Source organism: Rothia sp. CCM 9419, from assembly GCF_048512815.1.
In the GTDB taxonomy this organism is placed as follows: domain Bacteria; phylum Actinomycetota; class Actinomycetes; order Actinomycetales; family Micrococcaceae; genus Rothia.
The window spans coordinates 66,607-91,975 of sequence record NZ_JBLXXY010000007.1 but is presented as its reverse complement, the minus strand read 5'-3'; the positions used below and the strand labels follow the sequence as shown (position 1 = coordinate 91,975).

Sequence of the window (25,369 nt, the reverse complement as noted above, 5' to 3'; positions counted from 1 at the left end):
TTCTTGAGGCGTCACAATGATTAGTTCTAGAGGGAAGCTAATTTCTGACGAAGTTGTCGAACGAATTGCTTTTCAGAAAACTTTTGAATATATTCACGAATATGCTGAGCGTCCCATTGTTCAGGGTTGAAAGTGTCTACAGCATGATAAATATTTTCTTGTGTCGGTTTCTCAATAAAACACCCATTCACGTTCTCTTGAATGGTGTCTAGATAACCACCCGCTCGTAAGGCAATCGTTGGTTTTCCATAAGAGCCAGCTTCTAGGGGCGTCAGCCCAAAATCCTCGTAAGAGACCGCTAATAAAGCACGACAATGAGCATATGCCCCACTTAGCTGTGCATCAGAAACATTATGAGCAAAACGGATATTATCCGCCGCCATTTTTTTCAATTCCTGAGCCATTGGCCCAGAACCAATAATAAGAAGTTTCTGACCTAACCGGTTAAACGCTTGCACAACATCTGCCACATTTTTATACGGCAAAAGACGAGAAACCACGAGAAAATAATCGCCGTCAGCCATAAACTCTTCTAATCCGGCAATAGGTTCGGTTACGTCCGTTGAACTCGTAGAATACGGCGGGAAGATAATCTCAGCATTCTTTCCGTATACGTCGAAGATACGTTGACGAATCACCGTAGAGTTACCGACATAAGGGCCCGCTTTCTGTGCAGCACGTTTATCCCAATGGATTAATGCAGGGCGAAGAACTTTCAATGCGACACCAATTAATGGGTGAGTAGAATTCCCTAAATACTCATCGCTCAGGTATAGCCATCGTGCCGGAGAGTGGCAGTAAATGAGTGATGCACCAGAAAAGTTAAAGCCATGCGCCCACCCTGTGCTGGAGACAAGAGTCTTCCGTGCTGGTACGCGAAGGAAAGAGCTTGCAAGCGGAAGGACGGGTAGAGCCAAACGATGATTCTTGCGGAAAACTCCTATTTTGTTTAAAGGAGAGACAACCACTTTTGCGTCTTTAAATTCTGGGTACGTATTCTCAGGATCATATAACGTAGTGTAAATCGTAGCTTCCGGAAAAGCTTTATGCATAGCAAGCACAACGCGTTCTGCACCACCACGTTGTGTGAGGTAGTCATGAGCAATAGCGAACTCTTCTGTTATGGGTGCGGTGCGAGAGAATTTGCGAAGGAAGTTCTTGAACTGGGGGAAAAGAACCATGGAGTTTAGAAGACCTTTCGGGCGCGTTGAGGATATGTAATTCCGGCATATCCAGCAGACTCTACAACAAGTGAAATAAGTTTTTCTGAAACTTTACGAGGAAGCCTATCAGCCACAGAATCAATAGCTGATCCAAAGATATTAATGGTTTTCTCGGTGGTTAGAGCGGCAACAGCTTTGACAGCAGTTCCCCACAAACCATGGAGTTTAATGTCCCCTAAAACTTCATCACCATGTTTATCAATAAAGATTGCCCGTGCAGCGCCAGAGTGTAAAGCTCTGGTTGCTCGTCCTGCAGTTGTTGTTGCCGCGATATAGTGACGAGATTCCAGCTCTGGTGCAAGAATAATGGTTGCTCCAGCTTGATGGAGCATATACCCCATATCAACGTCTTCCCAACCGTAAAGTCGGTATCGTTCGTCATAGCCACCAACTTTTTCGTACATGTGACGGCTCAGCGAAGCATTTGCATTCCAAAAGTTCCATCGACGATCAGGAGAAACTCGATATGCGTCTTCTCGGAACTTTATATCGCGATGGTATCCATAAGCTCGTGCATAAGCATTATCAGGATACACATTGTGGACTAAACCAATCACTCCAGTCTCACCATCGCCCTGATGTAGGCGGATATGTTCCGCAATAAAATCTTCGCCCGGTTCAAGATCATCATCACAACGAATCAGAATCTCTGCATCAGCAGCCTGATGCCCTGCGTTAAGAGCTTTAGAACGTCCACGATTTTCCGGAAAAACGATAGCCTCAATGTTGAGAATACCGCGCTGTTGGTAGGTCTTTACGACGCTCTCAGATCCGTCAATATCACCATCGCAGACAACAATAACTTGAAAATCTTTTTCGGTCTGTTGTTCTAGAGCATCTAAAGGATAGTGAAGTTTAGATGCTCCTCCCCTAGTGGGGATAATAACTGCTGCTTTATACATTTAAAGGTGCTCTCCCATGAGTGAATTACGTACTCTTCTAACGCAAAGAGTCTAAAGGTTGTTAACAATATCTTTTGAGGAGTTCTTCCACACGGGCTTTTCCTGCTTCTGGAGAAAAGTATTCAAACCAACGCCAGTAGAGGTTTTCTACCGTATGTTGTAATTCTTCTGGACTTTGCAATAGCTCCTTGCCCATACGACGAATCATCCTTGCCAAATCTGAAGCACAAGATTTTGCGGATACCCAAGGATAACCTTCACCAAGTATTTCAGGCAGTGCTCCCGCGTCAGAGATGATAAGAGGAACCTTGGCACTCATCGTTTCAGCCGCGACAAGACCAAAAACCTCGTTACAGATTGAAGGAACAACCAATATATCGACATTCTTCATCAAAGTTGCTGGTTCAACCCATCCAAGAAGTTCAAGGTTCTGTCCTAACGCTGATAATGCATACTGTATTTTTTCCTGACTGCGTTTGTCGACAAAGTGAGGTTCACCAGCAAGTACCAATGAATAGTTTTCTTCAGGGAATTCTTGATTCAATTCTTGTATGGCATAAGCGAGGACATCTGTTCCTTTAATTTCAGATGGGCGACCAAGAAAACCTACTTTAATGTTTCTCGGTGAGCATGTTCTTCGTTCTAAAGGCATAGGTACTTCGTTAACCCAGTTATAGAACGTCTCAGTTCCAGATATTTGGTCACTTACAAAATTACTGGGGACTAGCGTAACTAGAGCTTTTCTTCGAGCAATGGGAACAAGATATTTCAGTTTTCCTTCGGGAAATTGGTGCAAGTGAACGATACGGTTGGGATGCCCTGCAGTAGCGAATGAGGGAACTAACCCGTTACACCACAACACGCCTTCGCGATACTTTTTATCCCATGCACGAAGCTGAGCAATATAGTGTTTACGTGTCGTTGCCGGTAATACGATGGTGTCAAATCCCTCATCTTGTGTAGCTTCGACCAGCGTAGATGGTTCGGCAGGTCCGACAACGGTGACGTGGTGGCCCAAGCTTCGAGCAACGCGGGCAATATTCAGGAGCATGACTTCTCCCCCGCCGATATCACCATTATTTGTGGCGATCGTTAGTTTTTTCATGCGTTTTTCCTCTGAGCTCCGAATTTTTCTAAAAGATAGTTTTTTACACGTCCACTAATTGTTGTCTCAACAAAACGATATAAGAATGATGCCCATAATACTACGATAGCAAAAACAACTATTCGATTAATCCATCCTGCCCCAAGATAAGGCGTTAACAAATATATAAGTATAAATCCCATAACATTATGATTTAGATATGCAGAATAAGATATCTTTCCCATGAAGTATATTGGACCTCTGTCAAGAAAAGGACATGTCTGAAAATGAACGACAGTAAAAAATATAACAGTTACTATAAAAACTGAAACCCCATACGTTATATTATGTTGAATATACGCATTATAAGCAGCAATAAACATCAATAACGGCATATACCATTTAAATTTACGATCATAACTATAGAAGAACATGATCATACCAAAAGAAAAGAGAGGAGCATGCTCTGCTAAAAATAACCATATAATCATTTTTGGTATACCAGTTGGTTTAATAAAAATATTGCAAAGAATAAAACCTAAAATAGACCAAAAAATAGCAAAGCCAATAATAAATTTCTTATTTAACTTACCTTTATTCAGCACAAGGTAAGTTAACATCAGAATATAGAACTGCATCTCTGTTGCAAGAGTCCAGTACACCGTATCGACGTTGGGGACCATCAAGAAACGCTGAAACATCGTAATATTTACAACAGCATCTTTAATGGTAATAGCATGATTTTCAGCTCCTACTACGAGCAGGAGAAAAGTAGAAACTAAAAGTGCTACCCAATAGGAAGGATACAACCGTGAGAAACGGGATATAACAAAGTTCTTTGCCGTTTTCCCTCGAATGGCTGTTAATAAAATAACAAAACCACTAATCATAAAAAATAGTTGAACGCCAAGAGCCCCAAAAGAAAAATCATAGGGAGATTTGGGCTGAGATGGGAAAAACTCGTTATAAGGAGACCCAAAATGTCCTATAATAACACCAAGAATCGCTAGACCGCGAAGCCCGTCTAAAGCATAGAAACGACCATTCTTATAGTCCTGAGGATTAAGATATTCAGGAAGTTTTTTATGCTTCATAAGTCGTCCTTGTATTTTCTGCCTAATTTTATTAAGTATCGCATTTACTATCTACTACTGATATAAGTCATTATTCAAAGAGTGATTCTCGTGTAGTTTTCCACATGGAGAATCACTCTTTGATAGTTGTACTATACCGATTTATATTTTTGTTGTTCCTCTTGCTGCTGATAATATCCAATAGCATCTTTAGGTTTCAACAAGTAGGAAAGACCAAGACCTACCGTAATTGCCCAAGGAATAGTCAGAATAACTTCACCAAGACGCCAGCTGCAGATAGCGAGAAGAACGATAGCCGCCTCAGCAACGATAATACGTTCTTTACCTTTCTGGTATTGCTGTTTCCAGAAGAATATTGCCAAAAGAGTAATGAGTAAAACCGCGAACATCCAAATCCACCCACCTTCAACGAAGAGAGTATAAAAAGAGTTATGGAATAGCCACCGGCGGTCATCCCCGCCGGGTAAGAATATGTACGCTTGCCCAAGTCCTTGACCGTGCCATGGAGTCTGAGCAACTTTTTCCAACGTCGCGGCGTCGATACGTGCACGCAATAAATCGCTACCATCACGGTTTGCAAAAACACCAGCTTGAGCGTAGTTTTCTGTTAGGTAGTCCACTGCCCACACAATGAATATAGCTAAAACAAATTTTGCGAAAAGACCGATTCTCTTACCAAAGGTCAACCATAGAAGTGCAAACATGTAACCGGCGAGAGAAGTGCGCGAACCAGTTTCCCAAAGCAGAACGCTAAAGAATATAAAAGCTAATAGCTTTTTCTTTTTATCATCAAGGTACGTAAAAAAGAGCAAACCAATAAAAGCGTACCAAAGCCCGGAAACGTTCTTATCACCAAGCCATCCCGTCAAAAATCCAGTATAGGCGTCCGGCGCGATACCAGCATAATATGCAGCGGCGTTGAACATCATGCCGGTTGCAATACCAAAAATTAAAGATCGTGCGTCAATTCTTTTATCTCCGATAAAAAGGGCTAGAAGAATCACTACAGAGATGCGGAATGCCCTTCTTACAGTCTCGTCAACGGTAGAAATTCCAAAAGTGACAGAACTTATCGAAGCATAAGCAAGTGCCAAAACAGCAATAACAATAAACAAATTAAGCCGAGAATCATCATAATGTGATTTCCGTGTGGACGCATGAGCTACAAGAAGAACAGACACTATAGTGCCTAGAGGGAGCCCAAAGAATGTTGTTCCCAAAACAAACATAAACATACCAAAGATAAAGTCAATCAGGACAATCCTGCCAACGCTCTCTTTGAGATGTTTTGCTTCGGCAGTAAGAGCACCGTTCATACGTTCAGAGAGGGAAGCTGCACTCATGAGGAACTCACTTTCTGATAGATGTTCACGATATTAGCTGTCATTTCTTCTGCACTAACCCACTGCTGTTGGGACGGTTTTTCAGCGTGTGCTTTTTGAGTAAGTTTTTGGGCAACGAACTTAATGACGTCTTCACGGTTATCTTTAGTAATAGCAGGAACAAGATCTTCAGGAGCAACAATCTCGCGGTTTCCGCCAACATCGGTGGCGATAGTCTTCATTCCAGCAAGGTGAGCGTCAATGAGCGTGTATGAAAGATTTTCCCATACTGATAGCTGAACTAGAATATCGTGTTCTGCCATGGCTTGGACAGAATCCACGAACCCTGGGAAATGGACTTTTGTCTCAATGCCAAGGCTTCGTGCCTGGTCTTCTAATACCTCACGTAATGGGCCGCTACCCGCAATAGTTAAAGAAGCATCAGGGTTATGTTCAGAAAAATGAGCAAACGCTTCAAGAAGTACGTCAAGACCTTTCTCTGGAGAAAGACGAGAAAGAGAAAGCACTTTTATATTTTGAGATGTTCGCTCCGTACGATAGCTTTCTAACTGTTTCAAAAGATCAGTACCGTGAACACCGTTCAGAACGACGTTCACACTAGAGGCACCCCATTTACGGCGCATCTGTTCAGCCGTCGAACGGGACACCGCAATCGCAGCATCTGTACCAGCCAAGCGGACACGATGGATTCCTGCCATTAAACGAGAACGCCACGAGCTCCCATGATATACCTCATCGTTACCAGCAATACCGTGTTCGGTTGTCACTAAAGACGGTACACGAATGCTTTTCTTCACCAAAGATTGCAATTTAAGACTCTGAGTCACAGCACATGCCACAACATCAGAGTATGCAAGATGTGAGTGAAGGATACGAGGCTGAACCTGTTTTATTGCTGCTAACAAAGATTTAAAAGAGGTAGCAAAACCGTAGTCAGGGCCATACTGCGCGGTAATAACCTCAGTTCCTTGCTCTTGAAGCTGACGGGTGAGTTCACCTTCAGGTGCGAGGACAATCAGCTGATAGCCGGGTAGCCCGGCACGTGCAGAATCTACAACGTGCCGGGCTACTCCACCAAATTCAGGAACCGGAATTGCCCAGAGAGCAACCGGCAACTGGGATGTGTCTTTTAGAGCCACTTTTCAAGCCGATCTAGAGCGGTAAAGAATCCTTCACCGTTGTTGATATGGCCCTGCCAAATTTCTGGAATAAAGGATGACTGAGGAGTCAGCTCACGAAGCTGTTTACCGAGAGCTGCCCAGTCGACATCGCCTTCACCCACTTGAACACCTTCACCGTCGACACCTTTGCCATCTACCAAATGCAGGTGGATAGAGCGTGGTGCCAATAGTTCTACTGCTTCAGATAGCGGAATCTTCAAGAAGTTTGCAGCCAACATGGTGTGTGAGATATCGAGGCATAGCGCGGTGTTATAGGTATCTGAGAACTCTGCGGTGTCTTGAGGGTCAAGGAAGAGGTTATGGTATTGCTGACCGCCCATCAACCAAGGATAAGGCGGCAGAGTTTGCGCCGCGATACGGACCCCAGAAGTATCTAGTTTGCCAAGAGCCTCACCAATACGCTCATACTTATCAGCACGTGCAGAAGCAGGGATATGTCCGTCTTTGGTGAAACCACCCATGGTCACGACCATGACAGGGTCATCATCTACGGTGAAGTAACGGGTAAGGTCACGAGTAATGTCGATGGTGCGTTGAACCTCAGCGATGGAACGCTCCCAAATATCTTGGTCACGGGAGGCGAGGTCTACTAAGAAATCACCAGCAAAGAGGTCTGGCAAGTGAGTTGTAAAGCTCATGGGAAGCTTCTGGTCAAAGACATCGTCGATGTTAATTTCGAGATCTTTATACGAGAAATGGAACTCAAGAAAATCAGGCTTTGAGTCTTCGATGAGGGGTTTGTAGTCGTGGTAACGGACAGGAAGACCCCAAGGACGGTCAAAGGTGAAGTCTCGACGAGTCACAAGGTCATCTTTGAGGTCCCCTTCAAAGAAGAAGGAACCTGCTTCAACGTCACGTTGCATGGTACGTCCGACAAGTTGCGGCAAGCAGTTCGGCTGGAGTCCACGGCCAGGAGATTTAACAGCAACGTCAGCTTCTGAAACGATCTCGCCTTTAGCAATATTGCGAGTTGCAACCAATGATTTTGCCAAGTTTACGCGGTTCATAAGCTCACCAGTAGACACTTCACGAGGAGCTGCTGTTCCGATAGCTTCTTCTACTTCACGGATTTGAGTCACCATTGCGGTGAATTCTTCTGGAAGCAACGAGACGGTGTGGTCGTTGCCTTCAAGAGTTTTATCGATAGTGAAGTGCTTTTCAATAATTTTTGCTCCGCGTGCTACAGCAGCGACCGGAACGTGATATCCGCGTTCGTGTCCGGAGTAGCCGACAAGGCACTGACCAATTTCAGCAAGACGATCCATGTATGCAAGGTTGACGTCTTTGAACGGTGCCGGGTACGCAGATTGGCATTGTAAGAGAGCGTACGAAGCTCCACGATTCTGTAGGAGTTTGACCGACTCACGGATTTCTTCTTCACGGCTCATACCGGTAGAAACCAGCATGGGTAGACCACGAGAGGCAACGTCTTCAAGAAGTTCGTGGTTTGTGAGGTCGGCAGAAGCAATCTTCATGCCTTGGATGCCGTAATCGACAAGAGCCTGAACAGAAGGTGCGTCCCAAGGGGTGCACATAATGTCCATATTGTGTTCTTTGACGTGGTCAAAGACTTCGTACATCTGGTCAACAGACAATGAGAAACGTGAGAGCAGGTCAAGGGTATATTGTACGCCGAGGTCTTCACCTGCAGATTGAGAACCTGTTTGACGGTATAGCGCATCCATATCACGTAGCTGGAACTTCACAGCGTCTGCGCCGGTTTCTACTGCAAGGTCAACAAGACGCTTTGCTAAATCGACATCACCTTGGTGGTTGTTTCCAATTTCTGCGATGATGAATGCTGGGCTGTCTTGGGTAATCTCATGTTTACCGATACGAAGAACATCCTGTTCGTTCATAGCAATAGCGATAAGGTGTCCTCGCTCATCGACGAGTGGAAGATGGGAGATACCTTTAGCGAATTCTGCTTTGAGAGCTGCCGTATCCGTGCCAAAAGGCATACTGTGAACGTTCTTATTCGCAACCTCAAGGGCAGAAGTTTCCAAAGATTCGGTGGGGTGAGCGATCAACCAGCGACGGAAATCTCCATCAGACAGAGCGCCTTGAAGCACACCGGACTCGTTTACAAGAAAGATGATGCGCTGTTGGTTTGCAGAAATTTTTTGTAGAGCGGTGAGAACGGGATCCTCAGAAAACACTACATAGGGGGTGGTATTACGTTCGATAATCATGAGGAGCTACTTTCGTTATGGGTCTTAAGAATCTCGTTGAGCTGGTGTTCGGCTACAGCAAAGTCAATAGGTGCGTCAATGTCAACGCCTTCTACCTCGTCGAGTAAGAAAAGCTCAATATTCTCGGCAAGACGGTTATGGTACTTTTCGTAAATTTCGGTGGCCGTGATATACATTGAGCCGTTTTCACGGTAACGGTAGGTTTCGCGGGTCAGTTCTTGACGGCGGGGACGAGCCATCACCTCATATTGAGCTTGCGGTGGTTCTGTAGCAGTCCAGATGAAAGGACCGATAGGAATGACTCCCACCATAGAGTCAGAATCAGAGCTAGCAAATTGACGGACGGCACGTTCAAGAGTGCCAGGTAAACGAACGGGGCTTGTTGCTTGTAAAAGCATCACAGCGTCAGGGCGTCGTCCCTGCTCTTCGACAAACTCAATAGCGTGCTCGATAACAGGCTCAGTAGCTGTAGTATCTTCCGCTAAATGAGCAGGACGCATAAAAGGAACTTCAGCCCCATATTCACGAGCGATATCTGCGAGTTCGTGGTCGTCTGTTGAAACGATGACGTCCATAATGTGTTCTGGTGCCAGAGCCTCTTGTGCTTCAAGAGCTTGTTCAATAGTCCATGCAACCAGAGGTTTACCTGCGATGAGTTTGAGGTTTTTCCGGGGGATTCCCTTAGAACCTCCGCGCACAGGAATAACGCATAGAATGCGCATTATTTCTCCAATTTTTCTGCGATGATGCGAGCGATAGTATCAGCGGGTGCGGTACATGGTTGAACCGGAGGTTCAGTGGGAGAATCGCCCCAACGATTCATGCCGTACCGTTCCCAAAACTCAATAAGCCATGGTTCTGGTTTAGGGTGATACACCCAAGAAGGAATACCTCGAATAGCAGCTTCTAAGACTCCCGTCGAGAAGATTGAAACGACTGGATGAGTCATCTCATTAAGAGGGATTGCGGACGTGTCCACAGTTATTCCTCGTTGTCCCCATAATTTATGAGTTATTAAAGACAGTTTATCCTTTTCCGAAGGATGTGGTCGATAGATTGCACCGTGATTTAGACAGAATTTATACCCAGCCAGAGCAAAAGATAAACGCGGTAGCTCAGCGCCATGCATCTGCCCTAAAAACACCGGAGTAGAATCAATACTCTCAATATCAACTTTGGGTTTCTGCGCCGCTTCATAAAATAGTTGAGAGCCTACTGTATGAACAGTAATATTTTCTCTTCCCGAGCGCCAAAAATCACCATCAGCATCACTAAAAGCTAATAAAGTTGAGTTTTCTGGAAGTGGAGGGGCAAAAGGTGTCATCAATCCGTGCTGAACAACGATAAACTCCCAGCCCATCTTCTGAGCATTACGATATATGGCAGCACCTAGGGGAAGGTAATGCCCTGCCGCTAAAACAACCTTAACGCCACGTTGTTGTGTGAGAGCATCAGTATCTAGTTCGTGAACCCGCCACGAGCCAGATGGAAGGAACTCTTCAACGTTCATAGGAGCTATCACTGCTACACGAGGATTCTTCAGATATTCCACAGGGCGCAGCAAAGAAACAACCGAGGTAGGAGAAGTCGATTCAAGAACAATCAAGAGCTCAGGTTCAGGATGATTCATATGCAGAACACCTGAAACAGCGCAGGATACGATGTTTTGTTCTTGACGTCCCTTCAGCTTACGAAGTAGGTTTTTTACTCGTTGTTCTGGTTTAGAGTTAGCTTGCCATTGTTGCCAAGCAGACAAATCGCGAGGAAATTTTAAAGCCATAAAGTCTCCAAGACTTTGACGCGCTCATCAAATGTATGTTCTGCTAACGTACGGCGTTTCCCTGCCTCACGAATTTTCTGAGCCCACTGTGGGTCAGCAACGATACGTCGGCATAACTCAATGAGCTCCGCGGTAGAAGAATACGTCAACACTTCAGTCCCTGGCTCATAGTATCGAGTCACATCGTCACGATCAATAATTTGTAGACCCCCAACACCAGAAGCCTCAAAGGTGCGCATCGTAAAGCCGTCTTGGTCTCCATGAATGTTGAGTGTTCCGGGTGACGCCGCCATCACACCGTATGCCTGAGAACGATCTAAATCGCGACCAGTCGGCAAACCGGGGTCTTTAAACTGACGAGTTCGTGCTACATCCCACCAGTGACGTGACCATTGTTTGCCATAAGCTCGAACTGGAATACCTGCCTGATGAAGAGCCTTAAGCATACGTTCACGCCCCTCATAGCGAGCACCGACAAAACTAATATGTGTTTCCTTTGAAGGCGCAATCTTCATGTTTGAGTCATAAGCTAAAGGAACATCAATAGCATCAAAACCACGAGATTTTAGGTCTTGTACGTCGGCAGGACTATAACTTGCGATAGGACCGATGTGGTAAAGCAACTCGTCGGTATAGCGCATACGACGAAGCTCATCGTACATCCACGTACCATAACGAACCCCTGAACGTTCAAGGGTCTCCCACCAACGGTGGCCAAGCTGGTCACCTTTGACAACCAAGACAATATCTGGTTTTTGCTCCGAGAAAACAGCAATAGCTTTCTCCGTAACCTGATGCTCTAGATTCTCTGGACGAAAACGTTCAGGAAGATCATGCAAGATTTTATTCGTAATACGTTCTTGAATATTTCCAGGAGCATCATAAACGTGGGCGACAACTTCATAGCCTAGGCGGACGATAGAATCTCGAATCGTCATCCAATAACCATGGAACCCAGGAGAAACTAAGAGTAATTTCGGTTTAGTCATTATGCTCTGCAAGGCCCCGCTCAGTGAGTTCTTCTAGAGCAGTCTCCCAGGCAGAACTATCTGCACCAGGAGCTTTCCAAGACTTCTGAATAAAGTCAGCGATTGCTTCACGTGCACTCCAACGCGCCTGAGGTGCGCCCAAAGAATACGCATAAGACATATCAGCAAGAGCATGATCAATATCGCCAGCTCGTTTGATATCTACGTGTTCGATTATCGCTTCAGAACCACCAGGAACAGCGTCAATAGAATACTGAGCTAGTTGGTCTAAGGTAATACGCTCACCTGAACCAGCGTTAATAATACGGGGAGATTCGTCCAGTTCAGGGAGGTTTGTTAACGCCCAAATCAGAATATCTGCGACATCTTCTACGTGGATGAAGTCACGGGTTTGAGTACCATCCCCATACACAGAAAGGTTCTTACCCTCACGAAGGCGTGCAAGAAAAGCCGCCAATACGCCGGTATAGGGGTTATGGAGGGCCTGTCCCGGACCGATAACGTTCTGTGGGCGGACGATAGTTGCCGGCACTTTGCCAGCAACTACCTCACGGACGATATCTTCACCCTCAGATTTAGTTTCACCATATACAGATAATGGTTTGTGAGGATCTGACTCTTTAGTTGCATGCTCGGCAGAACCTTCTCCATAAACAGCTCGTGAGCTCAGTGAGACAAGAGGAGCATTCCATTTAACAGCATATTCTGCTGCATATCGAGTACCGTCAACGTTCACGCTACGGTAACGCTCAGTTTCGTACATAGACTGGGCTGTTCCGGTCTCAGCCGCAAGGTGAATAATGGCATCAGCACCTTCGAGGTTCTCCCATGTTTCGGGAAGCGCCACGTCGCCAACAATAATTTTTCCGGGGAACTGCGCTTTTTCTGATTCAATATCTTGATGCACTTGCTCTAACAAGCTATCGAGCGCAACAACTTCATGTCCTTGTTCAACAAGTTTTTTTGCGGTTTTCAGACCGATAAAGCCGACCCCGCCAGTTAGTAGAATTTTCATGTTTCCCTAAATTTTATATAGATAAGATACGAGTATTTTTAATTAGTTTAGAGGTTTAGCAGGAACACCGGCAACCACTGCCCCAGCAGGGACATCTTTTGTCACAACAGCACCAGCACCGATAATGGCACCATCACCAATCGTGACGCCAGCTAGCACTACCGCGTTCTGTCCGATAAAGACTTGATTTCCAACCCTAATTTCACCACGAGAGACAATGTGAGATAGATCCTCACGGCTGTGTTCTCCAGAGTTAATCATGACGTTATCGGCGATAACGCATTTTTCACCAATCGATACTGGTTTAACAGCATGAAGGTGCGTTCGATGCCCGATATATGTTCCTGAGCCGATGGATAAAGTCCCACCAGATTCGGCTTGCAACCAGCTGCCCTCATAGATAGTGACGTTTTCGCCAATACAAATGGAATCAACACCACGCATTTTTAGAGGTGAGACAATAGTGCTGCCATGACCAAATTCTTTGAATCCTTTGGCGTAAAGAGTCTTTGAAAGAACAGCAGATATATGCCAGCGAACAGAGGGGACAGACTCAATAATCTTTTGAGCAATATTCATTTTCTAATGGCCTTTCAGATAACTGAGTTCTTTAGAAAGAATACTTTGCGCATGAACATCCTTATTTCGTAAAGAACGTACAACGTTGACGAGAAAATTAGCGTAGCTAACAGCAGTTAGGGAACGGTGAAGTTGTTTTTTGAAGCCCCATTTTTCTGCGTATATAAATCGAGAGTCAACCAGCCAACCAATACGTTTATCGTCAGCAGAAGATCCACCGCCGACATGTTCAACGCTCACTTCTCCGGCAAAAATAGATGGTACGCCATTCTCGGTTAAACGTTTCTGTAAATCGACTTCTTCACTATTCATATAAAAACGAGGGTCGAATCCCCCGATAGCACGGAATGGTTCAACAGGCAGGAGCATGCACGCACCCACTACCCAATCAGTGTGAACAGTCTTTCCGGTAACGCACCGAGTATCGTGCCCTACCAAGCGATGCCACCAGGTAGTCCCCTTAAAACGGGCAAGAGGTGTAAACCATTCACAAGCATGATGGAAAGCAGTCGGGAATTTTCGTCCTACCCACTGACCTTTCCCGTCGTGGTCAACAACCTGAGGGCTATATACACCTACCCCATGGCGTTCCTTTTGGCTGAGCATATCTGCAATAAAAGTTGGCCCAATCGTTAAATCACTGTTGAGAACAAAAACCCAATCAGATTGGGCAACCTCGATACCAGAATTGACAGCTTTGCCAAAACCGCCGTTGAGTTTACGACGAACGACGGTAACGCCCTCTAAATCAGGAAATGGTGTAGGGGAACAATCATCTGAAACAATAATTTCTAAAGGAATAGAAAGCTCTTGAGACTGTAGCTGCTCGATAAGAGGCATCGTATCTGCGGGATTACCGTAGAACGGAATAACTACTGATATTGAGGTAGTTTTATTCACGTATTTCCTCGTTCTAACTATTTCATTTCTTTCTTAGTTCATACTAGCCTAGAAAAGAAGCACGACAGTCTATCCTCTAACGAGAAATTCCTCATGAATTCTGACGTATCATACGACATCGCATATTTTGTTGAGTTCACGTTTTATCATCTAACAGCACCACCGCAATAGAAAAATCTCGTTATGATTTCTATAGAGACTTCCACTCCGTTGAGTTTGAAGATCAACCTCTACCACACTCGTCATTTCCAAACATATAGGGGTTTCTTTTGTCTACAGAAGAAGAGAATGAACGTATTAGTTCCTACACAAAGCGCAACACTGGTTTAGCAAAAGCTCAAAACGTTGTGAAGTATCGTACACGACAAGTAATAGCTAAATGCATTAGCGTCGTGCGAACTGGGCCAGAAAAGGTGTATTTAATACCCCGTATTGCGCGTGGAGGGAATTGGCTCTACGAATGGATGAAAGCCCATGCTGAACATCACGAAACAGGCAACGACGTATATGTTGCACAGATGCCCGGCATGGATGTTTGGTTAGAAGAGTTCCCCCTCCTTAAAGATTTCACTCTTGATGCTCAAAAAATACGTTTTCGTTCACTTCGTGAGATAGGAATGCATCAACGCATCCGCGAACAATTTACCGAGGAACAGATACAACGTTTTGTTCACGAAGTTCTCTTGTCCTCTGAGCATTTTCAACAAAAAATTGCTCATGCGCAAAAATTTGTAGGAGAAGACACTCTCGTTATTAATGTTCGTAGAGGAGATTACTACTCGCACGCTCATATTCATAAAAACTTTGGGATTGATACCGTTGCCTATCTTCGTGAAGCAACACAGCACATGCTCAAAGTTCATGCACCAAGCAATATTCTTGTGACCAGTGATGACACTCAATGGTGTGCCGAACATCTTGGGTTCCTTGAAGATATTGCACCAACACAGTTTGAAAAAATAGGTTATGGAATGTTCGGCGATTTTGCCGCATTAGCGGTATCTCGCCACATTATCCTAACGAATACGACCTTTGGCTATTGGGGCGCTTATGTCGCTACAGTACGGCAGAATGCTCAGGTGTGGGCACCAAATGTACATGAGCTAGAGCAGAAGATTGACCATCGAACTTCTCAAGCGCCTTTTCAACACCTGCAATCATGGACTGCAGTTACCCCCACCGACGGGTATCATAGTTGGTTAGAAAGTGAAAGATAAATACGTGTCTCATATTAAACATCTCTTACAGCAACTCAAACACCGTGCTTTTTTAGTTCGTACTGACGTTCAAAAAATTCATCAGGCACGTCGTTTAAGACAAGACCCAGAGTTTGCACAACAATTACAGAACGTTCAAGAGCACTTTGAGTTACCTGCACTCCCCCATGTTTCTGGTATATGGGCAGTAGCTATGGTTAAAAATGAACAAGACGTTATTATTGATTCGATTGAGCACCTCTATGCACAAGGAATCGATCAAATACTTGTTGTCGACAATCTGTCTACTGACTCTACCTACGCGATGCTTCAAGACTTGTCTCAAAAGTACCCTCTTATAGTTGGTAAAGACCATGAACCAGCGTATTACCAATCAGCAAAGATGACCATTCTCAGCGACCTTGCTTTGGCTCATGGTGCCCAGTGGGTTGTTCCTTTTGATGCAGATGAGTTCTGGTATGGCACAGACGGATCTTTATCACAGGTGTTAAAAGAGAATTCTTCTGGATCAAGAATACTACAAGCAAGCATCTATAATCAGTTTCCTCAACCTGATGGTACTTGGCTTATCGATACACAAGCACACCATGATGTTAAGGTTGCTTTTAAACCCACAAAACATAGTATCGTTCAGATGGGTAATCATGCTGTCCTTCGTTCAGGCGTTCCAGAACTCGAAAAACTCATGATTATTCATCGTCCGTGGCGTTCTTTAGAACAGTTTATTCGCAAGATTCGTCAGGGTGCTCGTAGTTTAGAACTAACTAACCTGCCTCAAGAACTTGGCTACCATTGGCGAGTTCTCGGAGAATCTAGTGATGCCGAGCTAGAAGAATTATGGAATAAGTTAGTAACAGGCCAAGAAGTCCCTGAAGTCGTTGCGTGGAGACCTAAAGGCAAGTTGACAACTTTAGCTACCAAAACCCCACAGAGCTGGTCAGAAGTATCAGAAGTACTTAGCTGATATATCAAACGGTGGGTGGAGAAAACTTAAAAGTTTTCTCCACCCACCGTTTTTATCTGTTCTTTACGGGGTGGTATTACCCTAACTGCCCCAATTCTACGAGGTTAGCGAACTCGGGGTTACTAGCTTGAACTTGTTCAAATGTACCGATACTCTTCACCTCGCCTTGAGATAAGAACACCAGCTGATTGACGTTTCTTACCGTTGAAAGACGGTGAGCTACGATGATGACGGTAATTTCTTGTGCAATTCGGTTAATAGTTTGAGTGATACGATGTTCAGTCTCATTGTCTAAAGCCGAGGTCGCTTCATCAAGTACAAGTAGAGAAGGACGGCGGTACATAGCACGTGCAATGCCTAGACGCTGTCGTTGTCCTCCAGAAAGACGTGCTCCGTGCTCACCAATCATTTGGTCAATGCCGTGCTCCATGGAGTTAATGACGTCTTCTAACTCTGCGATACGGATACATTCCCAGACACGCTCAAGGTCAATTTCTTCTTCTCGTAGACCGAAAGCGATAGCTTCTTTGATGGTTGAGTCACCTAAAAATACGCTCTGGGGAACATACCCTACTCGAGAGAACCATTCTTCAGGATTTTCACGAGTAGATTTTCCGTTGCATAAAACGTCACCTTGATTGGGTTCGATGAGCCCGAGAATAATATCAACAAGGGTTGTTTTACCAGATCCAGAGCCTCCGACAAAGGCGATAGAGGTTCCTTGAGGAACGCTGAGGTTGATATTGTTCAGAACGTTTTGATGTCCGTCAGGATATTTGAAGCTAAGGTTCTTAACCTCTAAAGCAACAGGAATGGTTGATTCATTCACTTTCGCAAAACAACCGATAGGCGGATCTTGTCGAATGAGAGAAAGTTCCCCATTCTTTGAAATTGTCTCTAAATCTTTTTCGATGATTTCAATAGCTTTCGATCCGACTCGGACGTTTCCAATAGATGCGACGAGTCGGGTAAAGCTAGGTAGCACACGAACACAAGCACCAGCAAAAAGTATTAAGAACGCGGCGGAGGAAGAACCATTTTGGCTCGTCAAAATACCAAGTAATAGGGCAATACCGACAATGAAGATAACCTCTAACATGTATTTGGGGAGGTCTTGGTAGAAAGTTCCTCGACGAGAGGCCTCTACCGCAATCAGACGCTTGTCTTGGTAACGGTGTACATAGCGTGCGGTTACCCCGTGCATACGGTTTTCGCGGAAGCCAACGATTGATTCTAGGGCCGCATTCATAGCGCTCACCGAGGATTCCATGATTTTAATACCTTGTTCAGTGTTTTTCTTCTTCAAGAAATATTGCAAGATAAAGGCGAAGAACCCAAAGTAGGCGAATGCGATGAGGGCTGTTCCTGGCATCACCGCAAGTAGCAGAAGCATGAGGACCAAGATAGTGAACAGCTCGCCTAACGCCGCCAGAATACCACCAGAATATATTGCGTATGCTTGACCGGTAGCGTCATTGATAGTGCGCAGAATTTCGGCGGTTGTTCGGTGGCGGTTCACAAGATACGGTTCGTTCATGTATCGGTGTAAGAGACTTACCGAAGCGGCAGTTTGTTGATGTGCAATAAATCCGGAGCTCCACCATTTGATGGCCAGTGATGCTACACCTTTAAAGATAAAAGAGAAGACAAGAATAATACTCAGATAGACAATAAGTTGAGTACGTCCGGGGTTTCCTAAAATATCTGAAATGATTGCTAGATATCCGGTAATTTCGCTTCCTGTTGCAAGCTGAATAATCGGCATAATTGCAGCGATGCCAACCATATCAAAAAGCGCGACGAGGAATAGTCCTAGAACGTTGAGCATGAGGAAAATAAATTTCTTCCCAGGGAAGAGTATTCTCATACGTTGGTATATTTTTTTCATGAAAAGTATCTTCCTCTAGTCCGCGTTGTCATAGATGGGATGAAAGGTGTCTCTGCTAAATAATGCGTCAAAATCGCAATTAGAGTAGATGTAACCAAAGTTCTCAAGAGTAGAGTTAAACCGCGCAATATGAGCACAGGATGAGTCTGATACTTGCACTTTTATACTGGTATGCATAACGAAACCGGTGCGATACGTCATGTATGGTTGTCCCTACCCCTATATTTTGTAGATGTTCTCAAATAGAACAGTCAAAGATAAAATTTTAGCCTGTGAAAGGTTTCCCCTTCCAAAAGTTTCCCTACTTATATATGGCTATACTCAGTATAAATGGGCTATCGACATTACAGGAACGCTCAGACTGTAAAGTTAGCCACGAAATAAGGGCTTACCCAAATTTCTGCATTCTAAAACAAATAACAGGGTAAAAGAGTCTGAGCTCCCCTACCCTGTTATTGGTTACGTTTGAAACAAATATTTAGTTTGAGCGTCCGTTGAAAAGACTGGTTACTGATCCTTCATCAAATACTTCTTTAATTGCTCGAGCAAGAAGTGGAGCAATAGAAAGTACTGTGAGGTTCTCGAATTGGTGGTCTTCTCCCACGGGGAGGGTATTAGTCACGACCACTTCAGAAGCACCTGATTGCGAGAGACGCTCAACTGCTGGATCAGAGAATACGGGATGAGTTGCCGCAATAATTACATCTTTTGCGCCGTTATCGGTAAGCACCTTAACTGCGCCAGAAATTGTTCCGCCGGTGTCAATCATGTCGTCAATTAGAACACAGGTACGGCCTTCAACATTACCCACAACTGTTTTTGATACAGCTTTATTAGGAACATTGATGTCACGAGTTTTGTGGACGAAGGCCAGGGGCGCACCGCCGAGTAGCTCTGCCCACTGCTCAGCGACTCGAACTCGTCCAGTATCAGGAGATACCACAGTGATATTGCTGATGTCTTCAACCTGATCTCGTACGTGCTCCGCCAACAGTGGAATGGCCATGAGGTGGTCAACGGGGCCGTCAAAGAATCCTTGAATCTGCGCGGTGTGTAAATCAACGCTCATGAGACGATCTGCACCAGCAGTTTTGTATAGGTCTGCAACAAGACGAGCAGAAATAGGTTCACGTCCCTTATGCTTCTTATCCTGACGAGCGTAAGGGTAGAAAGGTGAAACGACCGTAATAGAACGGGCAGACGCACGTTTGAGAGAATCAATCATGATGAGTTGCTCCATCACCCACTCATTAATAGGAGCAGGGTGAGACTGAATCACAAAAGCATCTGCACCACGAACAGATTCCTCGTAGCGCACGTATGTTTCACCGTTCGCAAAAGTATATGCGGAAGTAGGAAGAACCTCACATCCGAGTTCTTGAGCAATTTCTTTGGCGAGTTCGGGGTGGGCTCGTCCTGAAACAAGAACCATCTTCTTTTCGCCAGGATTAGTAATTGCAGTCATTTTATTTTTTGCTCTCCTCGGAAGAGTTTTTCGCTTCTGCACCCGCAGCTTCAGCAGCTTCAGCTGCCTCCGTACCTGCGCGGTTTTTGACAACCCAGCCTTCGATATTACGCTGGGGAGCTACGTTAACAGCTAGCGCACCGGCAGGAACATCCTGTCGAATAACTGTTCCGGCGCCGGAATACGCGCCGTCGCCGACATTAACCGGAGCAACATACATGTTATCTGAGCCCATGCGAACATATGAGCCGATAGTTGATCGGTGTTTATTGACTCCGTCGTAATTGACAAAAATAGAGGCAGCACCGATATTGGAGTGGTCTCCGATGGTAACGTCACCGGCATATGAGAGGTGAGGAAGTTTTGAACCTTTACCGATGGTTGCATTCTTTGTTTCGACGAATGTGCCGATTTTACCAGATTCGCCGAGAACAGTTCCGGGACGAAGGTATGCGAAAGGCCCAACAGTAGCATCATCGCCGATGGTTGCTTCTGAGCCATGAGTGCGTGACACTTGAGCACGCTGACCGACAGTAACATCTGTCAGGGTGGAATCAGGTCCGATAATGGACCCAGTTCCGATACGCGTTGTACCGTGTAGCTGTGTGCCAGGAAGAATAGTAACGTCTGGGTCAATTTCTACAGTGGAGTCAATCCATGTATTTTGTGTATCTACGATGGTGACGCCGTTACGCATATGCAGTTCTAGGGTACGGTCGTTAAGTTTTCGTCCAAGCTGAGCTAGCTGTACACGGTCATTTGCCCCTTCAACTTCCCAGCGATCGTCAATCGCAAGGGCGGCGGTGCGATGTCCTGCTTCACGAGCGATGTGAAGAACATCTGTAATATATTTTTCGCCTTGTGCGTTATCAGTTGTTACCTGCGCAAGAGATTCACGAAGAACTTTAGCGTCAAAAGCGTAAATACCCGAGTTAATTTCGGTGATGGCCAGTTGTTCGGGGGTAGCGTCCTTCGCTTCGACAATGGCGGTGACTTCACCAGCCTGATTACGGACGATACGCCCATAAGCACCAGGCTCATCAAGGTGTGCTGTCAGCACAGTGACTGCGTTATGGTCTTTTTCGTGGAAAGCAATTAGCTCTTGCAGTGTCTGAGCACGCAAAAGGGGAACGTCTCCGTAAGTAACTACAACAGTTCCAGAAACTTCCCCTTGTTCATCAAGACCAAGTAAACCAACTTCAACAGCACGACCTGTACCGGGAATGTCATCTTGATCCACAATATGCACGTCACTGTCGAACGCTACGACGTGTTCAGCGACGCGATCTCGTTGATGTCGAACAACAACAGCTAATTTTTTAGGATTGAGTTCACGAGCCGCAGCAATTGCGTGCTCTACCATTGAACGCCCTCCGACGCTATGCATGACTTTTGGCATCTCAGATTTCATGCGAGTCCCAGCCCCAGCGGCTAGAACAATAACAGCGGACGGGGCGAGTTTTTCTGCGATATTCACAGTTTAGGACTCCTCGAGGGTGGGAAACGGTTACTTCAATGTAGTTATCTATATAGCTGAAGTTAACCTTGCTCCGCCACTAGGACTCGAACCTAGAATAACGGCTCCAAAGGCCGCTGTGTTGCCTATTACACCATGGCGGATTGTCAGTATTTTCTCGGTTTGTAGACCTTGAATCAACCAGACGATTCACTATCATACCAAAGCTAGGCGAATATCAAAATTCCCGCGCTTTGATTTATCCCACTTTTATTATTCTTAGTGTCCTAGCCACGCAATAATCACGTTGAGAGATTCTTCAATTTCTTTCACAGCTTTCTGTGCAGCCTTAGCACCACGCCGATAAGGGTCAGCGATATCGTCTTTAGCGAGGGGTTCACTATCGTGCTGTTTCATATACGAAATAGGGTCTGAACGACGTCCAGCACCCTCACGCAGGCGAGACATCTCACGCAACAAACGCACCTTAGAACGGTATTGCGGCCATTCCTGCACAATCCAGTCAAGATGGGCACGCTCCATCACCAATACTAATTCCGACTCAGCTAAGAGTCGGGTATTAATCTGCTTCGCTTGATGCCCAAGATACGGCACTCCACGACGCTCCAGCTCCTTATCAATGTGTGAAGCCACCGGACTGCCAACAACAGCACCAGTTCCTGCACTATCAAAAATCCACGGCGAATCAGAAGGCACCATAGATTGCGCAAGGTACTGGGCAGAAGCACTACGCGCAATATTTCCGGTACAGACAAAAAGAATCTTTTTCGCACCCTCAGGTATTTTTCGTGACACAGGTGCAGCAGGAGTAATCGAAACTACAGGAGATTCCTTTGCAACGATAGAAGTCTTCCCTGTGGGCGGGGTAACGACAGCAGCCTGCCCTGTGGATGGGTTAGGAGCTTTAGGTGTGGCGGGTGAAGAAACCTCGTGTTTACGCTGTTTGTTTCCTCCAAGAAGGTTCTTTAACGCCCCTAGGCCAAATCTCGCCATGCTCCTCTTTCCTTAGATACGTTTTGTGCCAATAAGATATTTTGACTCAAAGTCTAATTTTAGCAAGACTTCCTTAACGCAACCGACTAATTATCAGCTGTCCCCTAAACAGGGTATTACTCCTCGTTTAGAAAATACTCACACTAAAACACTCTACCGCTCTAGCCCAAAGCACCACATAAACACACCAAGCTATGTAGGCTATACATGTGGCACATTTACTTGGCGGAGAATCACTCCATTTAGAGTTTCCTACACGCACTATCTTTGAAGGCATCACCGTAGGTGTTAACGAAGGACACCGTATCGGCATCGTCGGTAAAAACGGTGACGGAAAATCAACGCTCCTTTCCTTGCTTGCAGGACGATTACAACCAGACAGCGGAAAAGTAACCGTCCGTTCTGGAACACGCATTGGATTCCTCACCCAAGCCGACACTCTCAACAATGAGCACACCGTCAGTGAAGCAATTGTTGGTAACACACCAGAATACGAATGGGCATCAAACCCCAAAATTCGTGATGTTATCAACGGTCTTGTACAAGACCTTGATTGGGATGCCAGCGTCTCTTCCCTCTCAGGAGGTCAACGCCGACGTGTCGCACTAGCAGCACTATTAGCTGGAGACTGGGACGTTCTCATGCTCGACGAGCCCACAAACCACCTCGACGTAGAAGCTATTACATGGCTAGCAAACCACCTCAAAAATCGGTGGTCCAAAAATGCTGGTGGATTACTCACCGTCACACACGACCGGTGGTTCCTTGACGAAGTCTGTACTGACACATGGGAAGTGCATGACGGAATCGTCGAACCATTTGAAGGTGGTTACGCAGCTTATATCCTGCAACGCGTCGAAAGAGATCGGCAAGCAGCAGTGGCCGAAGCAAAACGTCAGAACCTCATGCGCAAAGAACTTGCATGGTTGAGACGAGGTGCACCAGCACGCACCTCAAAACCAAAGTTCCGTATTGAAGCCGCCAACGAACTCATTGCAGATGTCCCTCCCCCACGCAACACCATCGAACTATCGCGGATGGCAGTTTCACGTTTAGGGAAAGACGTTGTCGATATTGAAAATGTTTCTGTCAGCTACCCTGATCCAGAAAACCCGCAACAGTCAAAAGAAGTCCTCAAAAATATCACTTGGCATATTGCTCCAGGAGAACGCACGGGGATACTTGGCGTTAACGGTGCTGGAAAATCAACGCTTCTAGGACTAGTTACGGGTGCCGTTACACCGGTTAGCGGAAAAGTAAAGCACGGAAAGACCGTCAAAATTGCGACGCTTACTCAGCAACTAGAGGGACTCAAAGAAGTTGAACATGACAGAGTTTCAGAAGTAATCTCTCGCAAAAAAACCTCATATGTTGCCGACGGCAAAGAAATGACACCTGGACAGCTCCTTGAACGTTTAGGGTTTACAACAGCACAGTTATCTACCCCTGTTAAAGATTTATCAGGTGGGCAGAAAAGACGTTTACAACTTTTACTCATTCTTTTAGACGAGCCAAACGTCCTCATCCTCGATGAACCGTCTAACGACCTTGATACAGACATGCTCGCAGCCATGGAAGACCTACTAGATACCTGGCCAGGAACACTACTTGTTGTCTCACACGACAGATATCTGATGGAACGTGTAACCGACCAGCAATACGCCATTATTGATGGAAACTTCCGCCATCTACCCGGCGGGGTTGAAGAATACGTGAATCTTTCTGCTATGGGAAAGGGCGGAAGCTCTGCAGGAAACGGCTCTGGAGCATACGCACTCCACAAAAATTCTGCAGAAGATGACGCTCAGCCCAAAGTTTCTGGGGCAGAACTTCGCGCAGCTCAAAAAGAAATGAATCAGATAGATCGAAAGATGTCTAAACTCAGTTCAGAAAAAGAACGCATTTCTTCCATCATGGCAGAACACGACCCTACCGATTTTGCGGGGTTAGGAAAACTACAGCAAGATATCAGTGAACTTGACGCTTCTATCGAAGAACTAGAGCTACGTTGGCTCGAACTCTCCGAAATTCTTGAGTAGTTTATACTCAGTACGTCCGCATTTGATACGAACTTTAATCACCATTTACCAAGGGGAAAATCATGAAAAAAATTCTCAGCACATTGCGCACTGAGTTAGGGCAAATAAGTTACTCCTTTAAACAGCGTAATAGCAAAGACAAAATAAAAGCTCAATATAAAGCTATTAAAGGAATGCAGCTTCATTCGACGTTGCCCCCAAGAACCCTCAAACGAGATGAGTTATGGGCAGTAAGCGTCGTTAAAAATGAGATAGATGTACTTCCTCTAGTTATTGACCATTTTCTTGCGCAAGGAATAGATAAACTCCTTATCGCCGATAATCTTTCGAGTGACGGCACTTGGGAATATCTCCAAGAAAAAGCAGCAAATGACCCTCGAATACTTATTTCTCGAGATACCGTTATTGAACATACCCAATCAGAGAAAATGACATGGCTATCTCATATTGCGTGGCAACGTGGTGCGCGCTGGATTATTCCATTTGACGCTGACGAGTTTTGGTATGCACCCTCCACAACCCTCAAATCATTCCTTAAAAACACAGATTCTTCCGTTATATATGCTCGTTTCCATCACACAGTACCTGTTATTGATTCGCCACAAGATCTCAAAAATACAGAACTTATCATGGATACCGCAAATTCTTTCCCTGGAAAAGTTGCTTTTAAAACGCACCCATTAGCCATTATCTGGCCTGGCAACCATAATGTTGCCCGTTTAGGAAAACAATCCTGTGACTTAGATATTGTCCATGTCCAATATCGAGGCGTACAACAGATTGCACGCAAAGTTCGCCAAGGAACAGAAAGCAGTAAGCTTACAGGTGAAGACCTCTCATGGTTTGCCCCGCACTGGGAAGCTGGTAGCAAGCTTAGCGATGAGCAGATTCAACAGGTCTGGGAAAATATTTCTTCAGGAAAACCTGATGAAAGAATTAAGTTTGCGGCTGAGGGTCCGATGAAACGCGGTAAATTCTTGCAATGGACTTCATGGAATCAACAAAAGTTAGATAGTATTCGTCCCCTTAACTAGATATTTTTAT

21 protein-coding genes and 1 tRNA gene are annotated in these 25,369 nt (G+C 45.3%); 4 read left to right on the top strand and 18 right to left on the bottom strand.

The features are described from left to right. Positions 1-26: 26 nt before the first annotated feature. From ACN08W_RS07050 to ACN08W_RS06990, 13 genes are all read right to left on the bottom strand, one after another. Positions 27-1,181 carry a glycosyltransferase gene (locus ACN08W_RS07050; protein WP_419109125.1) on the bottom strand — a complete coding sequence of 385 codons (1,155 nt, stop codon included), beginning with the start codon at positions 1,179-1,181 and terminating at the stop codon, positions 27-29. A gap of 5 nt (positions 1,182-1,186) precedes the next feature. After that, positions 1,187-2,125, bottom strand: coding sequence for a glycosyltransferase family 2 protein (locus tag ACN08W_RS07045; RefSeq protein ID WP_419107177.1), 939 nt, complete (start codon positions 2,123-2,125; stop codon positions 1,187-1,189). Positions 2,126-2,186: 61 nt separating this feature from the next. Beyond that, the gene (locus tag ACN08W_RS07040) at positions 2,187-3,230 is read right to left on the bottom strand and encodes a glycosyltransferase family 4 protein (protein WP_419107178.1); all 1,044 of its coding nucleotides are present in this window, start codon (positions 3,228-3,230) and stop codon (positions 2,187-2,189) included. Continuing rightward, positions 3,227-4,303 carry an acyltransferase family protein gene (locus tag ACN08W_RS07035; RefSeq protein ID WP_419107179.1) on the bottom strand — a complete coding sequence of 359 codons (1,077 nt, stop codon included), beginning with the start codon at positions 4,301-4,303 and terminating at the stop codon, positions 3,227-3,229. The genes ACN08W_RS07040 and ACN08W_RS07035 overlap by 4 nt, the downstream gene beginning before the upstream one ends. Positions 4,304-4,434: 131 nt before the next feature. Then, complete coding sequence (locus tag ACN08W_RS07030; RefSeq protein ID WP_419109124.1) at positions 4,435-5,646, bottom strand: zinc ABC transporter permease; 1,212 nt, start codon at positions 5,644-5,646, stop codon at positions 4,435-4,437. Next, positions 5,643-6,785: a glycosyltransferase gene (locus ACN08W_RS07025; RefSeq protein ID WP_419109123.1), complete on the bottom strand. Its 1,143-nt coding sequence runs from the start codon at positions 6,783-6,785 to the stop codon at positions 5,643-5,645. Before ACN08W_RS07025 ends, ACN08W_RS07030 begins: the two co-directional genes overlap by 4 nt. Further along, positions 6,776-9,019, bottom strand: a complete 2,244-nt coding sequence (locus tag ACN08W_RS07020) for an N-acetylneuraminate synthase family protein (protein ID WP_419109122.1) — start codon at positions 9,017-9,019, stop codon at positions 6,776-6,778. The genes ACN08W_RS07025 and ACN08W_RS07020 overlap by 10 nt, the downstream gene beginning before the upstream one ends. After that, positions 9,016-9,741 (bottom strand): cytidylyltransferase domain-containing protein, encoded by a 726-nt coding sequence (locus tag ACN08W_RS07015; RefSeq protein ID WP_419103338.1) that lies wholly within the window; start codon positions 9,739-9,741, stop codon positions 9,016-9,018. Before ACN08W_RS07015 ends, ACN08W_RS07020 begins: the two co-directional genes overlap by 4 nt. Further along, positions 9,741-10,799: an RNA-binding protein gene (locus tag ACN08W_RS07010; RefSeq protein WP_419109121.1), complete on the bottom strand. Its 1,059-nt coding sequence runs from the start codon at positions 10,797-10,799 to the stop codon at positions 9,741-9,743. Before ACN08W_RS07010 ends, ACN08W_RS07015 begins: the two co-directional genes overlap by 1 nt. After that, positions 10,790-11,788, bottom strand: a complete 999-nt coding sequence (locus tag ACN08W_RS07005; RefSeq protein WP_419109120.1) for a CgeB family protein — start codon at positions 11,786-11,788, stop codon at positions 10,790-10,792. The genes ACN08W_RS07010 and ACN08W_RS07005 overlap by 10 nt, the downstream gene beginning before the upstream one ends. Then, on the bottom strand, positions 11,781-12,803 hold the full coding sequence (locus ACN08W_RS07000) for an NAD-dependent epimerase/dehydratase family protein (RefSeq protein ID WP_419107186.1): 1,023 nt from the start codon (positions 12,801-12,803) through the stop codon (positions 11,781-11,783). The genes ACN08W_RS07005 and ACN08W_RS07000 overlap by 8 nt, the downstream gene beginning before the upstream one ends. A gap of 42 nt (positions 12,804-12,845) precedes the next feature. Beyond that, positions 12,846-13,382: an acyltransferase gene (locus ACN08W_RS06995; protein ID WP_419109119.1), complete on the bottom strand. Its 537-nt coding sequence runs from the start codon at positions 13,380-13,382 to the stop codon at positions 12,846-12,848. Positions 13,383-13,385: 3 nt separating this feature from the next. Beyond that, positions 13,386-14,282 carry a glycosyltransferase family 2 protein gene (locus ACN08W_RS06990; protein WP_419107188.1) on the bottom strand — a complete coding sequence of 299 codons (897 nt, stop codon included), beginning with the start codon at positions 14,280-14,282 and terminating at the stop codon, positions 13,386-13,388. Between the two features lie 269 nt (positions 14,283-14,551). On the opposite strand from ACN08W_RS06990, the gene ACN08W_RS06985 reads away from it, so the two are divergent. Both ACN08W_RS06985 and ACN08W_RS06980 read left to right on the top strand, forming a co-directional pair. Then, positions 14,552-15,499, top strand: coding sequence for an alpha-1,2-fucosyltransferase (locus ACN08W_RS06985; protein ID WP_419109118.1), 948 nt, complete (start codon positions 14,552-14,554; stop codon positions 15,497-15,499). Positions 15,500-15,503: 4 nt separating this feature from the next. Beyond that, complete coding sequence (locus tag ACN08W_RS06980; RefSeq protein WP_419109117.1) at positions 15,504-16,463, top strand: glycosyltransferase family 2 protein; 960 nt, start codon at positions 15,504-15,506, stop codon at positions 16,461-16,463. Positions 16,464-16,539: 76 nt separating this feature from the next. On the opposite strand, the gene ACN08W_RS06975 is transcribed toward ACN08W_RS06980, so the two are convergent. From ACN08W_RS06975 to ACN08W_RS06955, 5 genes are all read right to left on the bottom strand, one after another. Continuing rightward, entirely contained in the window at positions 16,540-18,351 is a 1,812-nt protein-coding gene (locus ACN08W_RS06975; protein WP_419109116.1) for an ABC transporter ATP-binding protein, read from the bottom strand. Between the two features lie 478 nt (positions 18,352-18,829). Then, on the bottom strand, positions 18,830-19,816 hold the full coding sequence (locus ACN08W_RS06970; RefSeq protein ID WP_419107192.1) for a ribose-phosphate diphosphokinase: 987 nt from the start codon (positions 19,814-19,816) through the stop codon (positions 18,830-18,832). A gap of 1 nt (position 19,817) precedes the next feature. Next, positions 19,818-21,287: a bifunctional UDP-N-acetylglucosamine diphosphorylase/glucosamine-1-phosphate N-acetyltransferase GlmU gene (gene glmU, locus ACN08W_RS06965; RefSeq protein ID WP_419109138.1), complete on the bottom strand. Its 1,470-nt coding sequence runs from the start codon at positions 21,285-21,287 to the stop codon at positions 19,818-19,820. A gap of 77 nt (positions 21,288-21,364) precedes the next feature. Next, a tRNA-Gln gene (locus tag ACN08W_RS06960) sits at positions 21,365-21,436 on the bottom strand. Between the two features lie 115 nt (positions 21,437-21,551). Then, positions 21,552-22,286, bottom strand: coding sequence for a hypothetical protein (locus tag ACN08W_RS06955; RefSeq protein ID WP_419109115.1), 735 nt, complete (start codon positions 22,284-22,286; stop codon positions 21,552-21,554). Positions 22,287-22,495: 209 nt separating this feature from the next. On the opposite strand from ACN08W_RS06955, the gene ACN08W_RS06950 reads away from it, so the two are divergent. Continuing rightward, a complete protein-coding gene (locus ACN08W_RS06950; RefSeq protein ID WP_419109114.1) occupies positions 22,496-24,325 on the top strand; it encodes an ABC-F family ATP-binding cassette domain-containing protein in 1,830 nt (609 codons plus the stop codon). Between the two features lie 62 nt (positions 24,326-24,387). Beyond that, positions 24,388-25,359 carry a glycosyltransferase family 2 protein gene (locus ACN08W_RS06945; protein WP_419109113.1) on the top strand — a complete coding sequence of 324 codons (972 nt, stop codon included), beginning with the start codon at positions 24,388-24,390 and terminating at the stop codon, positions 25,357-25,359. Positions 25,360-25,369: the final 10 nt, after the last annotated feature.